25 protein-coding genes are annotated in these 25,927 nt (G+C 51.1%); 14 read left to right on the plus strand and 11 right to left on the minus strand.

Features of this window, described 5'->3' with window-relative positions; translation table 11 throughout:
- Positions 1-54: 54 nt before the first annotated feature.
- Positions 55-864: a phosphatase PAP2 family protein gene (locus tag HGH92_RS28510; RefSeq protein ID WP_211092771.1), complete on the plus strand. Its 810-nt coding sequence runs from the start codon at positions 55-57 to the stop codon at positions 862-864.
- Positions 865-1,273: 409 nt separating this feature from the next.
- Complete coding sequence (locus HGH92_RS28515; RefSeq protein WP_168874216.1) at positions 1,274-1,780, plus strand: hypothetical protein; 507 nt, start codon at positions 1,274-1,276, stop codon at positions 1,778-1,780.
- A gap of 1 nt (position 1,781) precedes the next feature.
- Here HGH92_RS28515 and HGH92_RS28520 read toward each other — a convergent pair whose 3' ends face one another.
- Together HGH92_RS28520 and HGH92_RS28525 are read right to left on the minus strand one after the other, a co-directional pair.
- Positions 1,782-2,423 (minus strand): phosphatase PAP2 family protein, encoded by a 642-nt coding sequence (locus HGH92_RS28520; protein WP_168874217.1) that lies wholly within the window; start codon positions 2,421-2,423, stop codon positions 1,782-1,784.
- Positions 2,424-2,426: 3 nt separating this feature from the next.
- Positions 2,427-2,870: a DinB family protein gene (locus HGH92_RS28525; protein ID WP_168874218.1), complete on the minus strand. Its 444-nt coding sequence runs from the start codon at positions 2,868-2,870 to the stop codon at positions 2,427-2,429.
- Positions 2,871-3,048: 178 nt separating this feature from the next.
- Here HGH92_RS28525 and HGH92_RS28530 point away from each other — a divergent pair, with 178 nt between their 5' ends.
- Positions 3,049-3,879, plus strand: coding sequence for an ion transporter (locus HGH92_RS28530; RefSeq protein WP_168874219.1), 831 nt, complete (start codon positions 3,049-3,051; stop codon positions 3,877-3,879).
- Position 3,880: 1 nt separating this feature from the next.
- Here the strand turns inward: HGH92_RS28530 and HGH92_RS28535 are convergent, their stop codons facing one another.
- Entirely contained in the window at positions 3,881-4,276 is a 396-nt protein-coding gene (locus HGH92_RS28535; RefSeq protein WP_168874220.1) for a PH domain-containing protein, read from the minus strand.
- A gap of 40 nt (positions 4,277-4,316) precedes the next feature.
- Here HGH92_RS28535 and pncB point away from each other — a divergent pair, with 40 nt between their 5' ends.
- Positions 4,317-5,507 carry a nicotinate phosphoribosyltransferase gene (pncB, locus tag HGH92_RS28540; protein WP_262888819.1) on the plus strand — a complete coding sequence of 397 codons (1,191 nt, stop codon included), beginning with the start codon at positions 4,317-4,319 and terminating at the stop codon, positions 5,505-5,507.
- 56 nt (positions 5,508-5,563) lie between these two features.
- On the opposite strand, the gene HGH92_RS28545 is transcribed toward pncB, so the two are convergent.
- Positions 5,564-6,427 carry a neutral zinc metallopeptidase gene (locus tag HGH92_RS28545; protein ID WP_168874222.1) on the minus strand — a complete coding sequence of 288 codons (864 nt, stop codon included), beginning with the start codon at positions 6,425-6,427 and terminating at the stop codon, positions 5,564-5,566.
- 146 nt (positions 6,428-6,573) lie between these two features.
- Between HGH92_RS28545 and HGH92_RS28550 the strand changes: the two genes are divergently transcribed.
- From HGH92_RS28550 to HGH92_RS28565, 4 genes are all read left to right on the plus strand, one after another.
- Positions 6,574-7,584 (plus strand): NADP-dependent oxidoreductase, encoded by a 1,011-nt coding sequence (locus HGH92_RS28550; protein ID WP_168874223.1) that lies wholly within the window; start codon positions 6,574-6,576, stop codon positions 7,582-7,584.
- A gap of 8 nt (positions 7,585-7,592) precedes the next feature.
- Entirely contained in the window at positions 7,593-8,393 is an 801-nt protein-coding gene (gene fdhD / locus HGH92_RS28555; protein ID WP_168874224.1) for a formate dehydrogenase accessory sulfurtransferase FdhD, read from the plus strand.
- Positions 8,394-8,497: 104 nt separating this feature from the next.
- Positions 8,498-10,798, plus strand: coding sequence for an FdhF/YdeP family oxidoreductase (locus HGH92_RS28560; protein ID WP_168874225.1), 2,301 nt, complete (start codon positions 8,498-8,500; stop codon positions 10,796-10,798).
- Between the two features lie 2 nt (positions 10,799-10,800).
- Positions 10,801-11,349, plus strand: coding sequence for a putative glycolipid-binding domain-containing protein (locus HGH92_RS28565; protein ID WP_168874226.1), 549 nt, complete (start codon positions 10,801-10,803; stop codon positions 11,347-11,349).
- Positions 11,350-11,516: 167 nt separating this feature from the next.
- Here the strand turns inward: HGH92_RS28565 and HGH92_RS28570 are convergent, their stop codons facing one another.
- Both HGH92_RS28570 and HGH92_RS28575 read right to left on the minus strand, forming a co-directional pair.
- The gene (locus HGH92_RS28570) at positions 11,517-12,605 is read right to left on the minus strand and encodes an NAD(P)H-dependent flavin oxidoreductase (protein WP_168874227.1); all 1,089 of its coding nucleotides are present in this window, start codon (positions 12,603-12,605) and stop codon (positions 11,517-11,519) included.
- Between the two features lie 28 nt (positions 12,606-12,633).
- Positions 12,634-14,547, minus strand: a complete 1,914-nt coding sequence (locus tag HGH92_RS28575; RefSeq protein WP_168874228.1) for a hypothetical protein — start codon at positions 14,545-14,547, stop codon at positions 12,634-12,636.
- Positions 14,548-14,701: 154 nt separating this feature from the next.
- Between HGH92_RS28575 and HGH92_RS28580 the strand changes: the two genes are divergently transcribed.
- The gene (locus HGH92_RS28580) at positions 14,702-14,863 is read left to right on the plus strand and encodes a DUF1328 family protein (RefSeq protein WP_078672524.1); all 162 of its coding nucleotides are present in this window, start codon (positions 14,702-14,704) and stop codon (positions 14,861-14,863) included.
- A gap of 35 nt (positions 14,864-14,898) precedes the next feature.
- Here HGH92_RS28580 and HGH92_RS28585 read toward each other — a convergent pair whose 3' ends face one another.
- Positions 14,899-15,657, minus strand: coding sequence for a DUF695 domain-containing protein (locus HGH92_RS28585; RefSeq protein WP_168803542.1), 759 nt, complete (start codon positions 15,655-15,657; stop codon positions 14,899-14,901).
- Between the two features lie 362 nt (positions 15,658-16,019).
- Here HGH92_RS28585 and HGH92_RS28590 point away from each other — a divergent pair, with 362 nt between their 5' ends.
- Entirely contained in the window at positions 16,020-18,515 is a 2,496-nt protein-coding gene (locus HGH92_RS28590) for an outer membrane beta-barrel family protein (RefSeq protein ID WP_168874229.1), read from the plus strand.
- A gap of 111 nt (positions 18,516-18,626) precedes the next feature.
- Positions 18,627-19,100, plus strand: coding sequence for an acyl-CoA thioesterase (locus tag HGH92_RS28595; protein WP_078672521.1), 474 nt, complete (start codon positions 18,627-18,629; stop codon positions 19,098-19,100).
- An 81-nt stretch (positions 19,101-19,181) separates the two neighbouring features.
- Here HGH92_RS28595 and HGH92_RS28600 read toward each other — a convergent pair whose 3' ends face one another.
- The 3 genes from HGH92_RS28600 to HGH92_RS28610 form a co-directional block, all read right to left on the minus strand.
- A complete protein-coding gene (locus HGH92_RS28600; RefSeq protein ID WP_168874230.1) occupies positions 19,182-20,963 on the minus strand; it encodes an ABC transporter ATP-binding protein in 1,782 nt (593 codons plus the stop codon).
- A gap of 120 nt (positions 20,964-21,083) precedes the next feature.
- A complete protein-coding gene (locus HGH92_RS28605) occupies positions 21,084-21,341 on the minus strand; it encodes a hypothetical protein (protein ID WP_168874231.1) in 258 nt (85 codons plus the stop codon).
- Between the two features lie 65 nt (positions 21,342-21,406).
- Entirely contained in the window at positions 21,407-21,604 is a 198-nt protein-coding gene (locus HGH92_RS28610; RefSeq protein ID WP_168874232.1) for a hypothetical protein, read from the minus strand.
- A gap of 87 nt (positions 21,605-21,691) precedes the next feature.
- Between HGH92_RS28610 and HGH92_RS28615 the strand changes: the two genes are divergently transcribed.
- From HGH92_RS28615 to nfi, 3 genes are read left to right on the plus strand one after another with little or no spacing between them, the layout of a single operon-like run.
- Complete coding sequence (locus tag HGH92_RS28615; RefSeq protein ID WP_168874233.1) at positions 21,692-22,357, plus strand: MgtC/SapB family protein; 666 nt, start codon at positions 21,692-21,694, stop codon at positions 22,355-22,357.
- 7 nt (positions 22,358-22,364) lie between these two features.
- Entirely contained in the window at positions 22,365-23,564 is a 1,200-nt protein-coding gene (locus HGH92_RS28620; RefSeq protein WP_168874234.1) for a DUF763 domain-containing protein, read from the plus strand.
- 17 nt (positions 23,565-23,581) lie between these two features.
- Positions 23,582-24,271: a deoxyribonuclease V gene (gene nfi / locus HGH92_RS28625; RefSeq protein WP_168874235.1), complete on the plus strand. Its 690-nt coding sequence runs from the start codon at positions 23,582-23,584 to the stop codon at positions 24,269-24,271.
- A gap of 3 nt (positions 24,272-24,274) precedes the next feature.
- On the opposite strand, the gene HGH92_RS28630 is transcribed toward nfi, so the two are convergent.
- The gene (locus tag HGH92_RS28630) at positions 24,275-25,900 is read right to left on the minus strand and encodes a hypothetical protein (protein ID WP_168874236.1); all 1,626 of its coding nucleotides are present in this window, start codon (positions 25,898-25,900) and stop codon (positions 24,275-24,277) included.
- Between the last annotated feature and the right edge of the window lie 27 nt (positions 25,901-25,927).

The following is a 25,927-nucleotide window of genomic DNA, read 5'->3' on the forward strand; positions in this document are numbered from 1 at the left end:
GTACAGAATTCCTCCAGAATTGCCTTCTACATTTGGAAGGTCAAGGAGTGATGCATGAAAAAGATGATACTTTCCACTGGCCTGGCCCTGGGCGCCATGACCAGCCCTGTAAAGGCCCAGTTACAGACCGATTCCCTCGCTGCTACCGTTAAGGACTCTTTTCACCTGGAGATAAAGCCTGCACCAGCACCGGCTTTCCGCACCACGGCCACCGGCCTGGTGGTCCCCGTAGTGATGATCGGTTATGGCGTGGCAGCCTTACGATGGCATCCGCTCTCCGATCTCAATCACAGTACCAATAAAGAAATACAGGAAGACCATTCAGGGTTTCATACCACGGTGGACAGCTATCTGCAGTTTGCGCCCGCAGCTGCCGTATACGTGCTCAATGCCGCCGGTGTGCATGGCAAACACAATTTCCGCGACAGGACCATTATTCTGGGTATTTCCGCGGTGTTTACGGCCGGCTCTGTGGAGCTGGTGAAACATGCCTCACACGAAACCCGCCCGGATGGCAGCGACAATCTCTCCTTTCCTTCCGGACATACGGCAACAGCTTTTGCTACGGCCGAATTTCTCCGCCAGGAATACAAGGATGTTTCCCCCTGGTACGGCATCGCAGGTTATGCTGCCGCTACCGCAACAGGCGCACTCAGAATGTACAACAATAAACACTGGTTCAGTGATGTGGTGGCAGGCGCCGGATTCGGTATCCTTAGCACCAAAGCAGCGTACTGGGTGTATCCGTGGATACAACGCAAATTATTCAGGGATACTAACAAGCACGCCTCTACGGTTATTTTACCTTACTACAACACACAATGGCACAGCGCCGGGCTGAGCATCGCTTTCTTTGGCCGTTAACCACCAATAGCCATACAGGCTATACGGGCTCAACGCCAGCAATAGCGATACCCTCCCGGCACCTGCTTATTACCTGCACGCATGTAGCACGACTGCCGTTTGTGCGGAAGCGGTAACAACCAAATATTCATAAAAATAGGGGTAATACAGACACTTACTAAACTTAATAAAACTAAAGACAGCACAAGGTTACAAACACCCTAAAAAAAAACGTCAGGCAAAATTGGGGGTTTCTTTCTGTTTTTTTTGTGAGTCAATTGTTAATCCCGGTAAAAAAGCAGTGATGTTAATTCTATATCTGTTATGTTGAAAATAATATTATCGAATAACAGCACGTTAACATCAGATTTACATTTGGAGAGTCAAGTCGTAGTATATTTGGCCGGTACGACTTAACCTTAACCCTCTTATGTACTTTGTACTGGTCCTTTTTTGTATGATTGTCAGTGTGGTAGCATACGCAGTCTATTTGATCGGCCGCCTGGCCATACCCGCTGTGCCATCGCTGCCGGCACCGCCGGCAGGAGACGACGCCCTTGCAGACGTGACCATCACCAGTGTCTCCAACAGCACCTTTACCATTTCCAGGTACCTGCGTAATATCCGCAACATGTCCTCACACCGGTTTGTGACAGTGGCCACCCGCCAGATCGTGCGTACTCCCATGGGCACTACCAGCAGCATACGCATCATTGAAAATATCGCCCCTGGCGATGAGCGGCAGCTGGGGCACACCGATCATGTGCAGGAAGGCAGTACTTCCATTTACATCGGTTACGAAATTATCTGGGCACGTTATACGCCCGCACCAACTTATTACAGGCATACGCCTCCCCCTTCGCCATACACCGGCGGAATAGACACAGCAGAACTTAAACCAGGCCTGCTTTACCAGATACTGTTACAGGAAACCTAAGTCAATTGGCCGGGGCTTTATCTTTTATCAGGGTAATCCACAATATGGTCAGCAACACGGCCTCTGTAGCGCCGGCGGTCACATCTTCCAGAAAATGCTGGCTCATATACATCCTGGAATAAGCCACCATGGCTGCCAGTAACAGAAATACCAGCGACCAGTATTTGTTTTTTACATAATAGGAAAACACCGTGGCTGCCGTGAACGCACATACGCTGTGCCCCGAAGGGAAGCTCCTGAAGTTATCCAGTACTTCTACGCCCGGCACAAAATAGATATCGTGCAGCCGCTCCACAAAAAAACGGCGTGGCCGGGGGAAAGCGACCGTAAACTTCAGCGCAAAATTGACCATGGAATTAAACAGATAGGCAGCTGCCAACACAATGCCCTGCCGCTTATTAAAATAAAACAACAGTACGGTCAGCACCACGCAGGCCGCCGTACTTCCCAGTTCAGTGATACGGGGAAACAGCCAGTCGCCCCAACTGGTATGCAAACGGTTTACATAAAAATAAACCTCTTCCCTGCTATAAATACTGCGTAGTATCAGCACCATGGTCACCAGCCCGATAAACGGCCAAATCAGCATCTTCAGCTGCTGGTACACCTGCAGCAACCGCTGCGCGAACGTCGGCTGTTGCATAGGCTATCGGGTTAACCTGCGGTGGTAGTTGATCTGCCCCAGGTGATAGTTGAGGTGTCCATACAAATGCACCAGGAAATGATTGGTGGTGGTCATCTCCCCCAACACCCGCTCGGGATAAGTTTTATCCAGCGTTTCCGGGGTAAGGCCCACGATAACGGTCAGCACTACACGGCGGGTAACGCCCACCAGTGCCAGCAGTTCCTGCCGCGGCACGTTTTTATCGCTGAATTCCCGTTCCCTGTTCCTGACGTAACCGCTCTGGCCCAAATTGGCGCCAATATAATGCTGCAGGTTACCGCAAAGGTGCAGGCACAGGTTGCCGGCGGAGTTCTTAATCCCCTCCGGCACCCGCCAGATGGCTTCCTCCGAGTCATATGCGGCGATTTCGTCTTCCAGGCGGCTCAGGTCCCGCTCAAATAAATTGATTAATATTTCTGTAAGCATAGCAGCTAAGATAAGGAACTATTGGAAACGACCGGCCATTTTCCCCATGGCTAACGCCAACGGATATACTTTTCCTTAAGCCGTTGGTTTTAAGGCGATCTGACATGGTTTTTGCGGGGGACGTGAAAAGATAAACATAAATACCCTGATAATTGTTGAACCAACATAATATCACCGCATGGCAAAACAGGACCAGAGAACATTAACCCCGTTTCAGCAACGCTGGCACAATATCATCTTTGAAGCGGACACGCCTGCCGGCCGGGCATTTGATATCATGCTACTGCTGCTGATCCTGTTCAGTGTAATGATTGTGATGCTGGAAAGCGTGGCGGGCATACAACAACGGTTCGACCGGATATTTACGCTGCTGGAGTGGGTGTTCACTATTCTTTTTACCCTGGAATACCTGTTCAGGATATGGTGCAGTTACCGGCCCAAGGCTTATATCTTCAGTTTTTACGGATTGATAGACCTCCTTTGTGTGCTGCCTACCTATGTGGAGTTTATCTTTGGCGGCGCGCATTTCCTGCTGGCCATCCGGATACTGCGCCTGATGCGTATTTTCAGGATTTTTAAGCTGGTGCCTTTTCTCAATGAAAGCAAACAGCTGGCGCTGGCGCTGGAGCACAGCCGGCGTAAGATCGCTGTTTTTCTTTTCTTTATCCTGCTGTTGACCGTGGTGCTGGGCTCTGTCATGTATGTGATAGAATCGGGGCATAATTCCGGTTTCACCAGTATACCCGTCAGCGTTTACTGGGCCGTGGTAACACTCACCACCGTGGGATATGGTGATATTGCCCCCATTACGCCGCTGGGACAGGCATTCTCGGCGCTGATCATGATTATGGGGTATGCAATTATTGCGGTGCCGACAGGCATTGTGACGGTGGAAATGAGCCGGCTGAAAGACAAGGACGACGTGGACCACAGAATATGTCCGCACTGCATGCGTGAAGGACACGATGCGAATGCGGACTACTGTAAATATTGTGGTACTAAGCTGTAAGCTAGTTAACGGAGAACAAAGGCTTTACATCTATCATCGCTTTATGGTAAGCTGCTTCAAACACTTCCCATTTGCCGGTAATGGCCATCCGTACGGTAGAACCGTCCAGCAGCTCAAATTCGGCCACTTTCTTGTTGAATCCCTGCTTGCCTCTGCTGAAGTTGGTGATGTCTGATAAAGGAAATTCCTTGTGAATTTTTTTCCGGGTCAACAACCAGCCGATAACGCCAAACAGTAAGAACGCTGTCATTGATTTACCTTCGATGACGATCCTTTCGTTGGTCAGGCACAGGGCTCCTGGCTTTGCCTGCCATTTTGTTTTGAGGTACGATCCGTCTACTTTGAATAAAACGGTTTCTTGTGGGTTAAGTGCAAACTTTACTTTAATCTGTTTCATTATTAATGGATATGATTATGAGCGCAAAAATATGGTATAATTGTCACATAAAACGCAGATTATTATGAAGCTGAATTCCATCCTGGACAATGATTTCTATAAATTCACCATGCAGCACTGCGTGATTAAACTGTTTCCGAAGGCGCGTGCCCGTTATAAATTCATCAATCGCGGCAAACATGCTTTTCCTCCGGGGTTCGACAAACTATTGCGGCAGGCGGTAGATGATATGCAGTACCTGCAACTCAGCCAGGAGGAAAAAGACTTCCTCACTGTTACCTGTCCCTACCTCGATCCTACCTACCTGGATTTCCTGCAAGGCTACCGGTACAACCCTGCGGAAATACATATCGCCCAACACGGCGACCAGCTGGAGGTACATGCCGACGGATACTGGTATCGTACCATCCTGTGGGAGGTGCCGCTAATGTCGCTGATATGTGAGCTTTACTACGAAGCTACCGGTCAGCAGCGCGTACCGGACGAACAGGTTGTGGAGATCACGCGCACAAAAATAGAACGGTATAAAGACCTGAACATCACCATAGCCGACTTTGGCACCCGGCGGCGCCATTCCCTGGCCGTTCAGAAACTGGTGGTGCAAACGCTTCGCCAGTATGGTGGCAACACCTTTATCGGCACCAGCAATATACACCTGGCCATGCGCAACGGGGTAAAGCCCGTGGGTACCCACGCCCATGAATGGTTCATGTTCCATGCCGCCAAATACGGTTTCAAGATGGCCAATATGCTGGGGCTGGAACACTGGGTACAGGTTTATCGCGGAGACCTGGGCATCGCGCTTTCCGATACCTATACCACGCCGGTTTTCTTTGAACAGTTCGATAAAAAATTCGCCAAACTGTTTGACGGCGTCCGTCATGACAGTGGTGACCCGCTGCACTTTGCAGACGAAACGGTCCGTCATTACCTGGACAAAGGCATCAACCCGCTTTCCAAAACCATTATTTTCTCGGATGGCCTCGACTATCAGAAAGTGGCCACCATAGCGGCCCACTGCCGGGGAAAAATCGGTATGTCGTTTGGCATCGGCACCAATTTCACCAACGATGTGGGGCTCACCCCGCTCAATATTGTCGTGAAAATGTATGAAGCCCTCCCCGAAGATGCGCCCCGCTGGACGCCGGTCGTCAAACTATCGGACGAGAAAGGCAAATATACCGGCGATGAACACATGATCTCACTGGCAAAAGAAATGCTGGAGTTATAATAAAATAGCCCGGGACTTGTGTCCCGGGCTATTTTGTACGTTATATACTGTCTGAATTATTTTCCTGCCTGTCCAAGGCCGATACCCGTGTCTCCCTGTGAGAGATCACCTGAATCGTATCCTTTTTTGAACCAGAACATCCTTTGCTGGGAGGTGCCATGCGTGAAGGCATCGGGTACCACACGGCCCGTGGCCGCTTCCTGTAATTTATCGTCACCTACCGCACTGGCGGCGTTGAGGCCCGACTCAATGTCCCCTGCTTCGAGGATATTGCGCATCTGTTGAGCATGGTTGGCCCACAGCCCCGCGAGGAAATCGGCCTGCAGCTCCAGTTTGACGGAGAGCTTATTGTATTCCGTTTCGCTCAGTCTGCTCCGGGCGGCCTGCACCTGGCGGCTGATGCCCAGCAGGTTCTGTACGTGATGCCCTACTTCATGTGCGATCACATAGGCTTTGGCAAAATCACCTTTTACACCGAAACGGTCTTCCAGCTCTTTAAAGAAAGAGGCGTCAAGGTACACCATACGGTCGGCCGGGCAATAGAACGGTCCCATGGCTGATTCTGCGGAACCGCAACCGGAGGTGGTGGCGTCCTCGAACAGGACCATTTTAGGGCGCTCATACTGCATATTGAGGCGCTTAAATTCGTCGGTCCATACATCTTCCGTACTGGCCAGTACTTTGGAAGAAAACAATTCAATAGCAGAAGCATTCTCTTTGCTCAGCTTCTCGGCTTTCTCAGTGCCACCCGGTCCCTGCACCTGTTGCAGTACCTGGTTTACCTGGTTGGGGTCTTGTTTAAACAACAGTGCCAGCACAATGACGATGACGCCGCCGATACCGCCGCCAATCAGTGTGCGCTTTCCGCCTCCGGAACGCTTCTCGACATTGTCACTTAATCTTTCATCATCCAAACGCATAGACAGTTAGGGTTTAGTGGTTAATTACGGCCCTAAAATACATTATTACCCGATAATTCCCATCAGGAGGTGTATATTGAAAAGCAGGATTAAACAAAACTTGTTTTTTGCCCGTTAAGAAAAGATATTACCATAAATCCGTTTTCATGAAAGTACAACAGATTCTTTTGAACGAACGGCCTGAAGGCATGCCATCTTCCAATACCTTTAAAACAGTAAACGTGGAACTGCCCGCCCCTGCTGAGGGCGAAGTGCTCCTTCAGCCGCTCTATTATTCTGTAGACCCCTACATGCGCGGCCGGATGAGCGACGCCCGCTCCTATATCCCCCCTTTCAAAGTACAGGAGCCGATAGAAAGCGGCGGCGTGGCCACCGTCGTGGAAAGCAAAGACGCCCGGTTCTCCCCCGGCGACCTGGTGATGCCCAGCGGCGGCAAAAACTTCCTCCCCTGGGCCACAGGCATGCTTTTCTCCGGTGACCATCTGCGCAAGATAGACAGCAGTATTCCTCCCACCTATTACCTCGGCGTATTAGGCATGCCAGGGCTGACGGCCTATTTTGGCCTTATGGACATAGGCAAGCCCAAGCCCGGCGAAACAGTGGTTATTTCCGGGGCCGCCGGCGCAGTAGGACTTGTGGCAGGACAGATCGCCAAACTACAAGGTTGCCGGGTGGTAGGCATCGCCGGCGGCGAGGAAAAAGTAAAACTGCTCACCAGTGACTTTAACTTCGACGCTGCCATCAACTACAAGGGCAACACACAGATGAGCGCGGCCGTGGCAGCGGCTTGTCCCAATGGCGTAGATATCTACTTCGACAATGTAGGCGGAGAGATTTCCGATGCCGTGATGGAACACCTGAACTTTTTTGCCCGCATCCCCGTTTGCGGACAGATAGCTTTATACAACACCACTGAAGTGCCCATGGGCCCGCGCGTACAGCCCGCGCTGATCAAATTCAGTGTGCTGATGCAGGGTTTCACCATCGGTAACTACGCCAACCGCTACATGGAAGGGGTGCAACAGCTGGGCGAATGGATCAGGGCCGGCAAAATAAAATATACAGAAACCGTTGTCGAAGGATTTGATCAGCTGCCCGCCGCCCTGCTGGGATTATTTTCCGGACAAAACAGCGGTAAGATGATCGTGAAAGTGTAATTTTAAGCATGACAAATGCTGTTGTTCATACCCGTATAAAAAAAGTCACCGCCACTGGAGAAACCGATACCGAAGATATCCTGGCAGCGGAAGAACCATTGGAAATAAGGCTGGAACATGGCCCTACCCATAACCGCCGGCAACAGAACGTTGCTGTTACCATGCGTACGCCGGGCCAGGATGAAGAACTGGCCACCGGCTTCCTGTTTACCGAAGGCATCATTCCGGGTGCCGCCGCTGTCAAACAGGTGACACTGACTGAAACACCCGGCGGCAGCCTGGCTACCGTTGGGTTGAGGGAACAGATCGTGCCCTTTCTCGATAAAAGCCAGCGTCATTTTCAGGCAACGGCCGCCTGCGGCATGTGCGGTAAATCCTCCATTGAAAATATTCATACAGGCGTTAACGTTAGCCATTCCGCGCGGCGTGTTCCCGGCAAATGGATTTCACAGCTACCGGAACAGCTGCGGGCGCAACAGGCGCTTTTCCAGCATACCGGCGGCCTTCACGCCGCCGCCCTGGTAGACGGCAACGGCCGGATACAGCTGTTGCGTGAAGACATAGGCCGTCATAACGCTGTTGATAAAATCATTGGTGCTGCACTGACGCAACAACTCCCGCTGCAACAAAGCCTGTTGCTCCTCAGTGGCAGGGCCGGGTTTGAACTGGTCCAGAAAGCAGCAATGGCGGGCATCCCTATGATCGCCGCTATTGGCGCCCCCTCCAGCATGGCCGTAAAAATGGCTGCCGAATGGAACATCACCCTGATCGGATTTTTGAAAGAAGACCGGTATAACCAATACACCTGATGCCGGTTCACAGGATGACAGCTGTTCCATCGGAGAACAAGGATAAATACGTAGATTGCCGGGGAGATGCTGACTGTCTCACCAGGCTAAAATGAGGAAACTAAATGGCGATACATACTGAGTTCACTCCCGTGAGATTCACCGGGCTCAAACTCACCAAACCGGCCACAGTAGCTGCCGGTATCCCGGCGGTGGTTTCCAGCATGAAACATGTGCTGGAAGCGATGAATGCATTTAGGGCCATGAAAGCGTTGCTGGAACTGAACCAGAAAGACGGCTTTGACTGCCCCGGCTGCGCATGGCCGGACCCCGACGATGAGCGCTCCCCTATTGCGGAATATTGTGAAAACGGCGCTAAGGCCATTGCAGAAGAAGCCACAACGCGCAAGCTGGACCCTGCGTTTTTTGCAGCCAACAGTATAGCCTCCCTCGGTGAACTCTCTGACTATGAAATCGGTAAAAAAGGAAGGATCGCGCAGCCGATGTATCTCGCTCCCGGCGCCTCCCACTATACACCAGTGTCCTGGGAGGAAGCTTATCGTAAGATAGCGGAGCAGCTGCATCAGCTAGACAGTCCCGATGAGGCCGTGTTTTACACATCAGGCCGTACCAGCAATGAAGCCGCCTTCCTTTACCAGCTGATGGTAAGAGAATTCGGCACCAACAACCTGCCCGACTGTTCCAATATGTGCCATGAGTCCAGCGGCGTGGCCCTCGGCGAAGCAGTAGGCATCGGCAAAGGGTCTGTTACCCTTGAAGACGTACATCAGGCAGAAGTGATCGTTATCCTGGGCCAGAACCCCGGCACCAATCACCCCCGGATGCTTACCGCCCTGCAAAAGGCCAAGGCCAACGGCGCTACCATCATTGCGGTCAACCCCTTAAAGGAAACAGGATTGCTCAACTTCCTCAATCCGCAGACCATAAAAGGCGTCCTACAGGTAAAAACCCATCTCACCGATATCTTCCTACAGGTAAAAATAAATGGTGACATGGCCCTGCTAAAAGCACTGGCCCTCCTGCTGCTGGAAGAAGAAGACAAAAATCCCGGGACCGTATTCGATCATTCATTTATCGGCAGCAATACATCGGGGTATGAAGAATACATAGCGCATCTGCGACAGCATCGGTTGAGCGACCTTTCCGTCGCCTGCGGCATTTCGGAAGAACAGCTGCGAGAGGCTGCCGCCGCGCTGATGCATAAACAAAAGATAGTCGCCTGCTGGGCCATGGGATTGACCCAGCATAAGAATGCCGTTGACACTATCCGGGAGGTCGTCAACCTGCTACTGCTCAAAGGCAGTATCGGCAAGCCCGGCGCCGGCACCTGCCCGGTGAGAGGCCATAGCAACGTACAGGGCGACAGGACCATGGGCATATACGAAAAACCGGGCAACGCCCTGTTGCAGAAACTGGAAACCGTATACGGTTTCAAACCGCCCTATAAACACGGCTACGACGTAGTACATGCCATCCATGCCATGCACCGCGGCGACGCCAAAGTGTTCATCGCCATGGGCGGCAACTTCCTCTCCGCTACGCCGGATACGGCCTATACGGCCCAGGCGCTACGCAACTGCCGCCTTACCGTACACGTATCCACGAAATTAAACAGGAGCCACCTCGTTCACGGCCACGAAGCACTGATACTGCCATGCTTTGGCCGCAGCGACAAAGACATACAACAGCAACAGCAACAGTTTGTCACCTGCGAAAACTCCATGGGCGTGGTACAGATGTCGAAAGGCAATCTGCATCCCATCTCTGAGCATCTGAGAAGTGAACCGGTGATCGTCTGCGAAATGGCCCAGGCCATACTGGGAGCACAAAGCAAAGTACCCTGGGAACTATACGCCCAACATTATGATCATATCCGGGACGCAATAGAAAAAGTGATTCCCGGTTTCGATAACTATAATAAACGTGTGCGCCACCCAGGTGGATTTTATCTGCCTAACGGCTCCAGGGTCGGGCAGTTCAATACCTACACCGGAAAAGCCAATTTTAATGTGGCGCCGGTGACGGCAACACCGCTTCGTCCGGAGGAATACCTGATGATGACCATCCGCAGCCACGATCAGTTCAACACTACCATTTACGGACTGGACGACCGCTATCGCGGTGTACACCACGAAAGACGTATCATCTTCATGAACCCGGAAGACATCGCCCGGGCAGGGTTTACGGCCGGCCAGGTAGTAGACCTCTATAACTATCACGGACAAACGGAGCGTGTGGCCCCCGGGTTTATCATCGTCGCCTATGATATCCCGGCAGGATGCACCGCCACCTACTTCCCCGAAACCAATGTGCTGGTACCGGTGGACACCGTGGCCGATAAAAGCAACACGCCTGCATCCAAAAGCGTCATCATTCAAATTAAATCATCCACCATAAAAAGATAATCATGGGACCAGTAGTATGGCAGGCCACCAAATGGCCGGCAACGGAATTTTTAACGGTGACAAAACAGGAACACAACAGCGTGGTCAAAGGGATTATCAATGGCTGCACAGACGCGGAGCCTTTCTCTATTCAATACGAGATCGAGATCACGCCGGAATGGAAAGTATCCTCCTTTCATATCATACGGGACGGCCTTCAGCCCACAGCACTCAAACTGACGTCAGACCTGAACGGCCACTGGTTTGATAAAGACGGGAATCACATCGAAGCATTTGATGACTGCACAGACATCGATATTTCATTGACGCCTTTCACCAACACGCTGCCTATAAGGAGACTGGAGTTTGACCATGGAGAAAGGAAGCTGCTGAATATGCTCTATATTAAACTACCGGAGTTTGAACTGCAGAAACTACAGCAGTACTACACCAAAATGGACAACCACCTATATCTCTACGAAAATGGTGACAGTGGCTTCCGGGCAGAGTTGCCGGTAGATGAAAACGGCATTGTGAAAGATTATCCGGGCATTTTTACACGGGTTTATTGACCTCTCGTCCCAGGGTTGAAGCCCTGGGCTACGTTGTGTTCTGGTTCTTTATTGAAGTAAGTCCGGGCATTTATGTATGATAGTCTCGTGGTTCGAAACCTGGACACAACATTGCCCAAACCAGGGGCATATCCCGGAAGTAAGTGAACCTATTGTTTCCAGGGGCTTCAGCCCTGGGAACGCTGCGTTCCCGGGGCCAGTATTTTCTCTGCGGCCATCCGCAGCGCTTCCATGATTTCTGCTGCCGGCAACGCTTTCGCCATCTGCGCCGCCTGTCCGGCATACATGACGATGAAGGCAGGATCATCCAGCTCCTTTGCCACCTTCCGCACCGCCTGTGTCAGGGCATCCTGTACGGGGTATACGTTCAGCGGCAGTCCGGACGCCTCTATTCCATCCATGAGCGTATTTGCAATGCCTCTCGCCCATCGGCCGGAGAACGCACGGGTAATACGTGTGCCCGTGTCCGTGACAGTGGCGACCTTGTCTTTATGATGAGGCGTGGCAGCGCTTTCCGGGCTTCTCAGCAATATGCTGCCACATTGTACGCCGCTGGCCCCGAGGCAAAAAGCGGCGGCCGCGCTGCGGCCATCGGCAATACCACCGGCAGCAATAACAGGCAGGGCAATACGATCGGCTATTTGTGGTACCAGCGCCATAGTGCCCACCTGCGGCAGAGGCCCTGGTAAAAATGAGCCGCGGTGGCCACCGGCTTCAATACCCTGCGCTACTGCCACATCGCAACCTGCCGCCTCCAATGCTACGGCCTCTTCTACAGACGTGGCGGTACCTAAAAGGAGACAGCCTTTTTCTTTCAACAACGCGATACTGGCCTCGTCCGGTATACCGAAGGTGAAGCTCACCAATGATATGCCGGCATCCAGCAAGGCGGGCAACTGTTCACGATAGGAATAAATTTTCACGGCATCAAAAGCTACCGCAGGCACGGTCAGACTGTTGGCTTTATACAGCTGTTGCAGGAACTGTTGCATCTGATCAAACTGCTCCTGCTGGTTTACTGCCGGCATTTCATAAGTAAAAAGGTTTACGGCAAACGGTCTGGACGTGAGCGCTTTTACTTCCGCTATCAGCGCAGCTACCCGCTCAGGCGGCAAGCCGCCTACCGGCAGCGATCCCAGGCCGCCGCCATTGCTAACGGCAGCAACCATCGCCGGTGTTGTAATGCCCAGCATGGGCGCCTGTATAAAAGGGTATTCAATGCCCAGCAGGGAAGTAAGTCTGTTTTTCCATTCCATATATCTTCGTTTTTTCAGTTAACAGTCATCAGCGAAAACTCAGGAAAGCAGGAGCCTTCAGCGCCGATACATCAAACCGGAAATCCACGATGGTGGTAATTTCCACCATGCTCTTGGGCTGTAGCACCGGCGCATTCGGGAAATAATACCCCGACACCTTGATCGTGTTGAGCGAAAGGTTTTCGTTTTTGATCCGGAAACCACCTCCTATTCCCAGGTACACAGGGTTGCTGAACAGGTTGTCATTTCTGGCGGTGATCATGGACGCCTGCAGCGAAGCAAAGAAGTTGAACTTAAAACCGAGGAACCGTAATGGGCTGTAGTACACGGTTTCAGAGCCAAAATTCAGGCGCTGGTAACCATTCAGCTTGGTATTCCGGTATCCCCAGATACCATTGTCATTATTGATATTAAGCGGCTTGTAGAAAAAAGGATTGGGACTTTCCAGGTAGTCCAGGTTAACGAACTGGCGGAAACGGGATTTCCTGATAGAGAAAAGCCGGCTATAGTACTCCGCCCTTGCATGGATGACGGCATCTTCCAGGGCGCCTCCCTGCCAGAAGGTACTAACGCCGACGGTCGTATTAAATAGGCCCTGTCTTCTGGTGGTCCAGTATTTCTGCGCCTCAAGGCCGGTATACAGCCTGCGCCTGTCACGCCATGTTTCCCAGCCGGTAGCGGCTTTTAGATTATACCCCAGCGGAATATCCTCCGTTCTGCCAAAGCCGAAGAACTGGTGCGCCTTAAAATAGTCCAGCCGGTACACCTGGAACTCCAGCAGGTAATACCGGTGGTCGTTATACACCGGGTCCCTTTTAAAGGTGTCCTGCTCGGGCATCCTGGAGAAATTGAGGTTAAAGTGCCTGAACAGCACCGCAAAATTAGGCTTCTGGTTGCTGCTGCCGTTATGCCCGTAATTATTGATGAAGTTGTAACCTGCCCAGCCATCGATAACGGTGTAGCGGTAATCACGGTAAAGCAGGCTGTCGATGGTCTGTTGTTCCCTCCCCAGGATATTGATGGACCAGTTCTCGGCCAGCATGAGGCCCCCCACCCATTTGGCGGCATTGCGGTACAATGGCCGGTTGAGGGACAGGTATATTGTTCCCTCGTATACGTTGGTGTCCAGCGGCGTGGTAATATTGAGCGTCGAGTACCCTACTCCAAGGTCTACGAAAGAACCGAGCACATTATATTTGGTATAACGGGCTTCTGTGTTCCAGGTGGGTGAATAGTCGCTGCGCCACTGGAAGCCTGCCTGCAGTGCCTGCCCTGCTCCCAGCAGGTTGTTGTTGGATACCCGGGTCTTGATGTTAGTGGCGCTGAACTGCGACAGGTCCACACCGTATTCAAATACATCCTTGGTAACCACTTCCACATCCACGGAATCGGAGTCCGGATTGCCGTTCCTGACGTGAATACGGGCATCAGAGAAGAAAGGCCTGTTACGCAGGTAACGTTCGTTATCCGCCAGCTCGTAGGGGTCCAACCGGGTGCCTTCGCGGAAAAACAGCGACTGGCGGACCACCCACTCCCGCGAATCGAAGTGCAGCCTGTTGGCCAGGTGGATCAGCTTCATGCTGGTGGTAAAAGTGGTATCGTTGATGCTACGGGGACCGAACACCTTTACCTGGCGGTAGTAGATGTTCCTGATGACTTTTCCCACAAACGGGGTAAAATATGCCTCACTTTTGGTAATAACGCTGTCCATGTCCACATCGGGCGTCTGTACGTCCTGCTTGGTAATACGGCGTATAAAGGACTGACGGTACTCTTTATTTCGCAGTGAATCGCGGTATTCCCCTATCTTTTTCATGAGGCCGTTGCCCCGCTTAGGCGTCGTGTCCGTCACCGGTTGGTCCTGGGCAAACGCGATCTGGCACCAGCAAAGGAGCCAGCAGGTAACAGAAATAGCAGTTAATATTTTTAGTTCCGTCCTCAAGGGTTATCGAAGGTGACAAGTATATTAAAAAAATTTGGGATTGCGTGTAATGCAATTATTGTACTGGACCGGAATAATAATTGAATGAAGCAGAATGGATAAGAAAGTTTATTGCAACCACTATTATATATTGTTCACCTTAAAACCTTCTGCTATGTTACGTTGGGCATTAATATTCTTTATTGTGGCTATTGTGGCGGCCATTTTTGGTTTTGGTGGTATCGCTGCCGGCGCCGCATCCATTGCCAAAATACTGTTTTTTATTTTCCTGGTACTGTTTCTCATTTCGCTATTGTCAGGACTGCTCAGGAAATAAACAAAAAAGCAGGGATGGTGTCATCCCTGCTTTTTTTATTTTACAATGCTGGTTTCCCAGCCGTCATATTCTGCATTCACCTGTTGTGCCAGCTCCCAGAGCGTCATGACCACACTGTCGATAGTGGCCTCACTGGCTTTGTCCGATCGCGAGACGCATAATTTAAACGGAAACTCGGGATTGTCGTTCTTCATATCATGCGCGATCTCGAAACCATTCTCACGGATATGTTCCCAATAGGCCGTTTTGTCTTCCTCTGTACGGAAGTGTATCCAGTGTTCGATGGGACGTTCCCGTTCAGACATGTCGCCATGCTGACGAAGCATCCGCAATACTTTCCTGTTCTGGATACGCTGGAATTCATATACGTCGGGAAACAGGAAGTCGAAATAAAGTTCCCAGTTGTTATCTTCCTTTACACCGTAGTCGTACCGGTAATCCGGGAATTTGATCATTGCATCCGCAATGAATTTATCATGCAGCAACAGATTGCCTGTATAAAAATAAAAGTCTCGCACACCATTGGAAAAGGTACGTCCCACAAAATGCGCATCCAGATTGGTTGTCAGCTGTTCTACCAGGCTGTCTTCTATCTCGCCCATGATGGCGAATTCATCATTCTGTGGAAACCCGTCTTCCCGGGGATTGTTCAGGTATACCGTAATATATATGGCATTCGGCTTCTCCTTCAATGGTGCAAATCGTCTCAGATCAAGGTCAAGGCCTATTACTGCTGGACTTTCTTCAATATGGCACGTGTAAATATCCCAGTCCGGTCGGTAATCCTTATGCATATAAAAAAATTAAAATAACGCAACAGCTGGCTGTAAAGATACGTACCTATCTGTTACCATCGAAATCATAAAACAATTATCTGCGCTTTTTTATCACCAAAAATTAACGTATGATTTTTGGTTTGATCATCATCACCTTTTCAACACCACACAGCAGGCTTAACACTAATTAACACTCGTGGATTTTCAGGCACACCCTTTGTGAAACCATTACCTGTAAAGAATTCTGCGCGATTCTGAAGTTCAAACATGTTACTGTAGAGGATCTTGACACACCTTTCATCCTAAAAAAGTGATTTTCTTCCTTCATTAAAACTAAATTTACCGCCGCTATAAATTGTTGGACGCTAGTAAAAGAAATTATGAGAAAAGTTGTATTGCTATTGACAGGATGGATGTTCTTGTTTAACCTGGCATTGACGGCACAGCAGCACGGCACCAAACCTCCCGCTGCCAATACCGGAACGATCTACGGAAAACTGCTCGACGCTCAGACCGGCAAACCGGTGGAATATGCTTCTGTGGCCATGTTACGCCCAGACTCTTCCGTGCTCACCGGCATGCTCTCCAAACCCAACGGTGATTTTAATTTTGAAAATCTCGCTATCGGTAAATATATCCTGAAGATAAATTTCATCGGTTATGAAGCCTTCTTCAAACCGGTACAGCTCAACACCCAAAGCACCAGTGTTGATGCGGGCAATATTAAACTTCGGCCTAATGTAAAGTCCCTGGCGGCCGTCAACGTGGTAGGCGAGAAACCGGCCTTTACCATGGCCATCGACAAAAGGGTGTTTAATGTGGAGAAGAACCTGGCCAGCATCGGTGGCACGGCCACGGACGTACTGAAACAAGTACCGTCCGTCAGCGTGGACATCGACGGCAACGTGAGCGTACGTAACGGCGCCCCCACCATTTTCGTGGACGGCCGTCCCACTACCCTCACCCTCGACCAGATCCCGGCAGACGCCATCGCCAACATCGAAGTGGTCACCAACCCCTCGGCGAAATACGACGCGGAAGGAATGAGCGGGATCTTAAACATCGTCCTGAAAAAAAATAAAAAAGCAGGTATCAACGGGCAGCTCAGTGCAGGCGTAACCTCTCTTGGCAGCACCAACACCGGCATCGACTTTAACCTGCGGCAGGAGAAATTCAATTTCTTCGTCAACTACGGCACCCGTAACCGTAAGTCACCCATGACCAGCCGCATCTCCCGGAAAAATATCCTGGCAGATACCACTACCTACACAGACCAGCTACAGGACGGCGACTTCTATCGCAACTTCCAGACAGGCCGCATCGGCTTCGACTGGTTCATCGACAACCGCAACACCCTTACCATCTCGGAAGGCCTTACCGGCGGTAATTTCAACCGCTACAACGACCAGACCCAGAACGAAATGGACATCCACCGGGAACTGGTCCGCTACGGCACAGGGATCAACAACAGCAAAAACGGGTTCCGTAACTATACCACCCAGCTGGGCTATAAACACACCTTTGCACGCGAAGGCGAAGAACTGACTGCCGACTTTACCTACAACTACGCGACCAGTGACAACAGCTCCGCGTATTCCCTGCAATACTATAACCTGAAAGGGGATACGATCAACAGCCCTGTAAAGCCGCAGAACCGCTATAGCAACGGTGATGGTAAAACCACCTACATCACCGGACAAATAGATTATGTGCGCCCCTTCTCTGATAAATCAAAAATAGAAATGGGCCTGCGCACCAATACCCGCAAATTCGACAACTACACCAATACCTTTGGACAGAACTATCCCAGTGGTACTTTCACCATCGATTCAGCACTGTCCAACAACTACCACTACCAGGAACAGATCAACGCCGGATATGTGAGCTATACCGGCTCGCAGGGCAACTTCGGCTACCAGGCGGGTTTGCGGGCGGAGCAGTCCAACTATAACGGTGAAACCCGCTTCGGCGACAAAGCATCTTACAAGATCAACTACCCGATCAGCCTTTTCCCAAGCGTGTTCCTGTCACAGAAATTCAAAGGTGACCATGAGTTGCAGCTCAACTACAGCCGCCGTATACGCCGGCCATGGTTCCGCGATCTGCTGCCTACCATTGACTACAGCGGACAGAATGCAAGTCGCGGCAACCCCGACCTGCGCCCGGAGTTCACCAATTCTTTTGAGCTGTCCTACCTGAAAGACATTGCCCACAAGCACAACGTACTGGTGTCATTGTACTATCGCAACACCGATAATGCCATCACTGATTTTTATGTAGATACCACCCTTAACCTGAACGGACAAACGCAAAGGGTGCTGTTGTCTTACCCGATCAATGCCAGCACACGCAATTCCTATGGCGCTGAAATTACCGTAAGAAGCCAGCTTACCAAAGACTGGGACCTTACGGCCAACGTCAACCTGGCGCAGACAAAAATCAATGCCGGCAACCAGGGAGATAACCTCAGCAATTCAGGCTTTACCTGGTTCGGTAAGCTGAACAGCAATACCAAACTACCGTGGAACCTCACCCTGCAGATCACCGGCGAATATGAATCCCGCCAGATCCTGCCGCAGGGCGAACGGAAACCGCAATACTCCATTGACGCCGGTGTCAAAAAAGATATGCTGAAGAATAAAGCACTGTCTATTTCTCTTACCCTGAACGACATCTTTAATTCAGACCGTAATCTCAGTTATACCACTACCGCCTTCTCCGAAACAGAAAACTACCGCAAACGCCTCAGCCGCGAGCTACGCCTCAATGCCACCTGGCGTTTCGGAAAAATGGACTATAACCTGTTCAAACGTAAGAACAACAAGTCCGGAAAAGACAATAACGGCGAAATGGGCGGCGGCGATAAAAGCGAATAGTCCTCTACCCGTTCTCTTAACACAAAGCGCGCAGCGATTTTTTTCATGATGAAAAAATCACTGCGCGCTTTTTCTATTTCTGTTTTACATTAGTGCCACAAATCAAACTACATGGACTCTATTTACCATACCATTACCCTGCGTTTCCTGGCCGAACCTTCTGACGTTAACTTTGGCGGTAAAGTACACGGCGGATCTGTGATGAAATGGATTGACCAGGCGGGATATACCTGTGCAGCCAATTGGAGCGGACAATATGCGGTAACGGTATATGTGGGCGGCATTCGTTTTTTTAAGCCCATTGCCATTGGCGACCTGGTGGAAATTACCGCTACTATCATCTACACCGGTAATACCAGCATGCATATTTCCATTGACGTTTTTGCCGGTAATCCCCGGCAGCAGCACAAACAGAAGACCACGCACTGCGTTATGGTGTTTGCTGCGGTAGATGATAATGGCAAAACCATACCGGTGCCCAAATGGACACCGCGTACGGCCAATGAGATCAGTATGGAGAGTTATGCTAAAAAACTGATGGACCTCCGCAAAGACATCGATGAAGAAATGAAACCCTATATGTAGGCTGATGTGCGCTCATTCAACGTAGTCCTGGGAATATGCAGGTAATTCAACATAGCCCGGGGCTTCAGCCCGGGGACAACGTCAATGGCTAAACTGCATTTCGCTCAGCATGCGGTACAGGCCTCCGTCTACACCTATCAATTCAGTATGGGTACCTTGTTCCACGATGTGGCCTTTGTCAAGCACAATGATTTTGTCGGCCTGCCGGATAGTAGACAGCCGGTGGGCGATGACGATAGATGTACGACCTTCCATCAGCTTGTCCAGCGCGTCCTGCACCAGTCTTTCCGACTCAGAGTCCAGCGCCGACGTGGCCTCGTCAAGGATGAGGATACGCGGGTTTTTAAGTACTGCCCTTGCGATAGCGATACGCTGGCGTTGCCCGCCTGACAGCTGAATACCGCGTTCACCGACGATGGTTTCCAGTCCCAGGGGAAAATGCCTGATAAACTCCCACGCGTTGGCTTTACGGGCGGCAGCTTCTATTTCCTCTTCTGTTGCGTCAGGTTTACCATATGCAATGTTCTCCCGGATAGTGCCTCCAAAAAGGAAGACGTCCTGGGGCACCACCGCCATTTGAGAACGGAGCACAGACAGCGGGATGGAAGTTCCCAGCTTGCCATCATACAACACGCGGCCTTCTGTAGGGTCGTAAAGGCGCAGCAGCAGTGATACGATTGTGCTTTTACCTGCGCCGCTGGGGCCTACCAGCGCTACTTTCTGGTCTTCTTCCACTTCAAAGGAAACATCTTTCAGGATGGTCAGGTCCGGCCGGGAAGGATAATGGAAAGAGATATTGCGGAAGGAAATCTGTCCTCCCAGCTGGTCTGCCGGTGCTATCTGGGGAACCGGGGTAATAGCTTCTTCCGGTTCGTCTAGTATTTCGAGCAGGTTTTCTGTGGCGCCGATGCTTTTCTGCAGGCTGGTATATATTTCCGCCAGCCCGGCGATAGAACCGCCGATGAATACGGAATAGAGGATAAATGACAGCAGCTGGGGCGTACTGATGCCCATAGACACCCCTCTCCAGATAACCGCCACCAGTGCCCCGAAGATACCCAGGATAATAAAAGAGGAAAAAGCCCCGCGGAATTTACCGCTCTTCATGCCGATGCGGGCCGCCTCATTGGTGCGCTGGCGGTAGCGGGCTATTTCAAACTGTTCGTTGGCGAATGCTTTTACATTGAGAATCCCCTGCAGGGTTTCTTCCACCACTGTATTGGCTGCAGCCACCTGGGTCTGTACCTGTTTGGAGAAACGACGGATAAACTTGCCGAAGAACACCGCGGCCACCATCATAATGGGCAGAATGGCCAGCATAAAGGCGGTCAGCTGCCAGGAGGTCACCAGCAGAATGATCACCCCACCGACGATGATGATCATCTGGCGGATAAATTCAGCCAGCGTGGTGGTAAAGGTGTCCTGTAACAGGGAAATATCAGAAGAAATACGGCTGCTCAGCTCTCCCACCCTTCTTTCGAGGAAAAACCGCATCGGCAGCTTGATCATATGACTATACACGTGCTGCCGCAGTGCGGCCAGTGTCTTTTCTGAGACGTTTACAAACAGAATGGTGCGGAAAAAGGAGAAAATGGCCTGCGCCACCAGTACCGCCACCAGCATCAGCCCGGCCTTGTTAAAGCCGTGAAGCAGCTCACCGACGCTTTTGGGGTCTACCAGGTCTCCCAGCAAACGGGGAAATGCCAGGCCTGCCAGGCTGGAGATCAACAAAAAGGCGAGTCCTAGGGCGAATTCAGCCCAGTAAGGTTTTACATAACGGAAAAGGCGAAAGGTCTTTTTAAGGGACGTCCATTTCAGAATTGGTTTGGGAGCCGGGACGACGGCAGTGGTTTCATTTTGCATTAGGATATATACTTTGTTAATGGGGACGATCTACTCACAAAGATATTGCATTAAGAAATGCCTTACTTCGGATAAAATAATTTTATTCCGTAGTAAGGCATTGTTGCGGGCAACAAGCTACTATTGCGATTTGTGCCCCGGATTTTTGGAGGAATCTCCGGCTCCGGTACCGAAGCGGGCTGAATCTTCGCCCGGATTAATAGCTCCCGGAGGTGTCTGAGCCGCCGGCGCGGTGTCCGGAATAATAGCGGCCGTGTCTGTGGTGCCACTGTTGTTCAGGTTCATCGAATCCTGATTGTTGTGCTGTGCGCCGTTGCCACAAGCCGTCAGCATGGCCGCCGATATGCCGGCAACCAGCAACAGGTAAGATACTTTCATGGTCCAGTGTTTAAGGGTGAAGTAAACAGTTACATGGTATAATCAAGCTCCACCCGGTTAAACAACTACTGACGCGAAGTATCCGGTTTGGTCATGGTGGTGTCTACCGGGATTACGCTGGTGCTGTCTACCTTCGGTACTGAAACCGCAGCGGAATCGGCTTCACGGGATGCCTCCTTGCTGCTGTTACAGGCGAATAAAAGAATACACAACACTCCTGTAACGCAGGCTACCATAAAAAATTTATATACGAAAGGCTTCATATGGCAGGTATTTATAGTCTTAACTCACAACCTGCAGGAAAGAATTGTGCCAACCCTTACATTTGTAAGAAGTTATTTCCCCACAATATGAAACACGTCGTACAAATTATTCAGGAAGACCAGATACTGAAAGTATGCGTTGCCCTGCTGATAGGTACCCTACTGGGCCTTGAGCGCGAGTACAAACGCAAAGCTGCCGGTATGCGTACCATGACGCTCATCTGCTTAAGCAGCACCCTTTTCACTATACTGTCGGCCGAACTGGGCTACCCTAACAGCCCGGACCGTGTGGCATCCAACATCCTTACCGGCGTAGGTTTCATAGGCGCAGGGGTTATCTTTAAAAACGATTACACCATAGATGGCATTACCACCGCCGCTTCCATCTGGATAGCCGCGGCCCTGGGCATGGCCATCGGCATGAGCCAGTACGTGCTGGCCGTAGGCGGACTGGCAGGCGCTTTGATCGTACTCATACTGATGGAGTTCACCGAAAAAAGTATTGCTGAGGTCAACGACAAACGGTATTATATCATCTATTTTCATGAAGACAAATTTCCGGAGGTGGACATAGAACATATTCTCCGCAATTTTGGATTAAAATATAAACGGATGTTCATTGTACGGAAAGCGGACCTGATAGAGCTCAGTTACACAGTCCGGGGAAATCGTAGCAAAATGGAACAATTAGATGACTTTTTGCTACAGAACAAATCCGTTACAGAGTTTCAGGTACAACAAAACCCACTATAACTACATTATGCCTTCTTATGCAGACATGCCTTTACACTATGGTCACGTACCGCCCTGGCTGGCCAAACGCATGGCCCTTCTGGGTGGCGCCATTGTAGAGGCAATTGTGACAGACTATGGAAAAGGTGAAGTAATAAGGCGGCTGAGCGATCCCTGCTGGTTTCAGGCGCTGGGATGTGTGCTGGGCATGGACTGGCATTCTTCCGGCATCACCACCAGCGTTATGGGCGCACTGAAAAAGGCCATCAATCCCCGTTCCCAGGAACTGGGCATTTATATCTGCGGCGGCAAAGGCCGTCACAGCCGCGAAACACCGGCAGAACTGATGCGCATAGCCGAAAAAACCGGTCTGCCCGGAGAACAACTGGTGCACAGCAGCAAACTCACCGCCAAGGTAGACAACACTGCCATCCAGGACGGCTTCCAGCTGTACCTGCATTCTTTCATTTTGTCGACAGACGGCGACTGGGCCGTGGTGCAGCAGGGCATGAACGACGCCAGCAGCATGGCACGGCGCTATCACTGGCATTCCACGGCATTCACGTCGTACACGGAGGCGCCGCATACTTTTATCTACGGCCGCAACCAGGGCATGATCCTCAATCTCACCGACATGCAGGCGGCTTCCACAAAAAGCGGCATTCTTCAATTGCTGGAGGAAAAACCTGCACACCTGTTGCCCGAAATACGCAACCTGGTCATGCCTTCCCATCACGATGTACGGGCGGAAAATGTCAACCTTAAAAGACTGGGCAGCGTGTTGGCGCTGGCGCATGACGTACACCCGGCCAATTTTGAATCGCTCCTGATGCTGGAAGGCGTAGGTCCGCGGACGTTACAGTCCCTCACCCTCGTCAGTGAAGTGATACACGGTACTCCTTCCCGCTTTGAAGACCCGGCACGATTTTCCTTTGCTCATGGCGGTAAAGACGGACATCCGTTCCCCGTGCCCGTCCGGATCTATGATGAAACCATCGACACGCTGCGGGATGCGCTGAACAAAGCCAAAATAGGTCACACCGACAAACAGGAGGCCATCCGCAAGCTCTCTGTCCTCGCACAAAAAATTGAGCAGGACTTTGAGCCCAATACGAATTTTGAAAAAGTCATAGAACGGGAAAAACGGGATTCGTGGAAATATGGCGGACGTACAGTCTTTGGTAAAGCTGCTCCACCGAAAGACGGGGAGCAACTATCTTTATTCTGAAGCTACAGCGGAAATTCATGAAAGACTACAACACCCTCACGGTACCCGAAGCAACCCTGCTGCAGCAGGAAATGCGCAAAGAAGTGATCACGGCGCCATTCAATGGAAAGATACAGCTGATCGCCGGAGCAGATATCTCCTTTAATAAATTCAGTACTACCGTATACGCCGGTATCGTATTAATGCGGTTCCCCGGCCTGGAGCCGGTGGGCTACAGTCTCGTGGTTAAAGAAGTCACGTTTCCCTACGTGCCGGGCTTCCTGGCTTTCCGTGAAGTACCGGCGTTACTGGATGCGTGGCAGCAGCTGCCGCAGAAACCGGACGTGCTGGTAGTAGACGGCCATGGTATTGCCCACCCGCGGCGCATGGGCATCGCCTCTCATTTCGGGGTGCTGGCCGGACAGGTGACGGTGGGCAGCGCGAAGAAAAAGCTGTACGGCAGCTATGAAGAACCCGGGGAAGAGCGGGGCGCACATACGCCGCTGACAGATAAACAAGGCGTGGTGATCGGCACCGTGCTGCGCAGCAAACAAAAGGTAAAACCCATTTTCGTCTCCCCCGGGCACCTGATCGATGTACCAGGCAGCCTGGCACTGGTGGAACAGTGCGTGCGGAAACACCGGCTGCCGGAGCCTACGCGGCTGGCGCACAATGCGGTCAACCAGTTCCGGCTAGGTGTTCTCTCACAGGGCTATACGCCCGTCTGACCGTTAAAATTGTATCCAGGCCACACAGGCTTGCTTCTCCGTGCCTTTACGGCTGATCATCACGGTGGCGTATACACGCTGTGCCTGGTCGTAGCTCGAAGCGCCCATCATACAATAATATCCTTTCGTCACTTCCGGCGTTCCAAACAGGAAAAGCCGTTCCATTTTGCCATTATAGAACCGGTAACATACGAAGTTGGCGTCTGTGGTATATTTCAGCGGCTTCTTTACTTTGTCCTGTCCGCCGGAATCGAGGTATTGCAGGTAATCATTGAACAGTACAAAGGTGGCATTGGGAATATTGACATAGTCATAAGACAGGTAAGTGTTGGTATTCAACGCTGCGATTTTGTTCCGGAACACCCATTCGCTTTTCATTCTGCGGTGCAGGGAAAAGGGCTCGCATACGCCAGTAATAGACTGGTACTTGGAAACTGCCAGTGTTTCGTTCTCCCGGCCTGTGGAGTCCAGAAGCGCCACACCGATGTCGCCCATATTGGTATGTAGTTTATTGATCTGCGTATTGCCTTGTTTGTAGCGGGTAAGCGTTTCCAGCAGCAGGGTACCGCTGCCGTCCGGCTGCCAGTACATGCGCTGGGGCGCGCCTTTGTAATCTTCCTTGTAGCCAAGGTTCAGCTGTACGTTCTTTCCCAGCTCGGGGAAGGACAGCTGCTGATGTTTACGCAGCTTGCCGGAAGACAACAGCGTGTTCAGGAAGATGCCGCTGCTGCCGTCTGACCGTTGGCCGGGGGCATATAATAACAGCTTCACTTCATCGCGGGCAGGCAGGTACTGCTGATAACCGCTTACATCGCCGAAATTGGCCGTATAGTCGAGCACGTGATGCGCAAAGGTGGCGGAATCGGGCGACAGGGCGGAGAAGATGACTTTAGACCACGGTTCGTTGCCTTTCCTTTTGGCATTGAATCCCACCGTGCTCATATACACCTTGTCTTTACCATGCACCGACAGGCTGATGTAACTGTAATAGCTGTACGTTGTATCCGGCAGATAATAAAGCCCGGTGTTAAGCAGTTCATGCGACGGGGAGAAATGCATCACGCGGATACGCTCGCGGATACTATCGTTGCGCTGTATTTCCGCGCCATTGAAAAACGCTACTGCATAGTAGTCGCTGTCAGGGTCTTTTTCCACGTAACAGTCGTGCGAAGCCAGGTTTTCCTGCACATATACACTACGATGCAGCACCGTGGACAGTTCTCCCAGCTTATCCTCTCGTAGCAGTTTACCGTTTTGAGGGTCCAGTACCAGCCGGAAAAACACCGGCACATATTTCACGAGCTGCTGGAGAAAGATCACCGGCTGACCGTTGATTTCATAGATACCATCTATTTCGGTTGATTCCAGATCGGCCGCGTTCCACAAACTGCCGCCCACGGAATCTGCGGCTATCTGTTCATGTTTAGCGTTGTATACGGTCACCCTCATCCCTTCCTTTTTGGAAAAATGTAACCAGAAGGTATGACCATTCTTTAATTGCATCAGTTTGTCCCATCCGTCCAATGGCTCTTCCACGGCAGGTCCCAGGGTTACAACGGGTACCTGGGCATACAGGCCGGCAGGGATCAAAAACAAGCATAACCAAACAACTGATCTGATATAGGACATTATCTTACTAATTATATATTTCAAATA

It is taken from the genome of Chitinophaga varians (genome assembly GCF_012641275.1).
Taxonomy (GTDB): domain Bacteria; phylum Bacteroidota; class Bacteroidia; order Chitinophagales; family Chitinophagaceae; genus Chitinophaga; species Chitinophaga varians_A.

What these genes read in the sequence shown, in the direction of transcription:
- HGH92_RS28510 (WP_211092771.1), top strand. Translation starts at nt 55, where the DNA reads ATGAAAAAGATGATACTTTCCACTGGCCTGGCCCTGGGCGCCATGACC.
- HGH92_RS28515 (WP_168874216.1), top strand. Translation starts at nt 1,274, where the DNA reads ATGTACTTTGTACTGGTCCTTTTTTGTATGATTGTCAGTGTGGTAGCA.
- HGH92_RS28520 (WP_168874217.1), bottom strand. Translation starts at nt 2,423, where the DNA reads ATGCAACAGCCGACGTTCGCGCAGCGGTTGCTGCAGGTGTACCAGCAG.
- HGH92_RS28525 (WP_168874218.1), bottom strand. Translation starts at nt 2,870, where the DNA reads ATGCTTACAGAAATATTAATCAATTTATTTGAGCGGGACCTGAGCCGC.
- HGH92_RS28530 (WP_168874219.1), top strand. Translation starts at nt 3,049, where the DNA reads ATGGCAAAACAGGACCAGAGAACATTAACCCCGTTTCAGCAACGCTGG.
- HGH92_RS28535 (WP_168874220.1), bottom strand. Translation starts at nt 4,276, where the DNA reads ATGAAACAGATTAAAGTAAAGTTTGCACTTAACCCACAAGAAACCGTT.
- HGH92_RS28545 (WP_168874222.1), bottom strand. Translation starts at nt 6,427, where the DNA reads ATGCGTTTGGATGATGAAAGATTAAGTGACAATGTCGAGAAGCGTTCC.
- HGH92_RS28550 (WP_168874223.1), top strand. Translation starts at nt 6,574, where the DNA reads ATGAAAGTACAACAGATTCTTTTGAACGAACGGCCTGAAGGCATGCCA.
- fdhD (WP_168874224.1), top strand. Translation starts at nt 7,593, where the DNA reads ATGACAAATGCTGTTGTTCATACCCGTATAAAAAAAGTCACCGCCACT.
- HGH92_RS28560 (WP_168874225.1), top strand. Translation starts at nt 8,498, where the DNA reads ATGGCGATACATACTGAGTTCACTCCCGTGAGATTCACCGGGCTCAAA.
- HGH92_RS28565 (WP_168874226.1), top strand. Translation starts at nt 10,801, where the DNA reads ATGGGACCAGTAGTATGGCAGGCCACCAAATGGCCGGCAACGGAATTT.
- HGH92_RS28570 (WP_168874227.1), bottom strand. Translation starts at nt 12,605, where the DNA reads ATGGAATGGAAAAACAGACTTACTTCCCTGCTGGGCATTGAATACCCT.
- HGH92_RS28580 (WP_078672524.1), top strand. Translation starts at nt 14,702, where the DNA reads ATGTTACGTTGGGCATTAATATTCTTTATTGTGGCTATTGTGGCGGCC.
- HGH92_RS28585 (WP_168803542.1), bottom strand. Translation starts at nt 15,657, where the DNA reads ATGCATAAGGATTACCGACCGGACTGGGATATTTACACGTGCCATATT.
- HGH92_RS28590 (WP_168874229.1), top strand. Translation starts at nt 16,020, where the DNA reads ATGAGAAAAGTTGTATTGCTATTGACAGGATGGATGTTCTTGTTTAAC.
- HGH92_RS28595 (WP_078672521.1), top strand. Translation starts at nt 18,627, where the DNA reads ATGGACTCTATTTACCATACCATTACCCTGCGTTTCCTGGCCGAACCT.
- HGH92_RS28600 (WP_168874230.1), bottom strand. Translation starts at nt 20,963, where the DNA reads ATGCAAAATGAAACCACTGCCGTCGTCCCGGCTCCCAAACCAATTCTG.
- HGH92_RS28605 (WP_168874231.1), bottom strand. Translation starts at nt 21,341, where the DNA reads ATGAAAGTATCTTACCTGTTGCTGGTTGCCGGCATATCGGCGGCCATG.
- HGH92_RS28610 (WP_168874232.1), bottom strand. Translation starts at nt 21,604, where the DNA reads ATGAAGCCTTTCGTATATAAATTTTTTATGGTAGCCTGCGTTACAGGA.
- HGH92_RS28615 (WP_168874233.1), top strand. Translation starts at nt 21,692, where the DNA reads ATGAAACACGTCGTACAAATTATTCAGGAAGACCAGATACTGAAAGTA.
- HGH92_RS28620 (WP_168874234.1), top strand. Translation starts at nt 22,365, where the DNA reads ATGCCTTCTTATGCAGACATGCCTTTACACTATGGTCACGTACCGCCC.
- nfi (WP_168874235.1), top strand. Translation starts at nt 23,582, where the DNA reads ATGAAAGACTACAACACCCTCACGGTACCCGAAGCAACCCTGCTGCAG.
- HGH92_RS28630 (WP_168874236.1), bottom strand. Translation starts at nt 25,900, where the DNA reads ATGTCCTATATCAGATCAGTTGTTTGGTTATGCTTGTTTTTGATCCCT.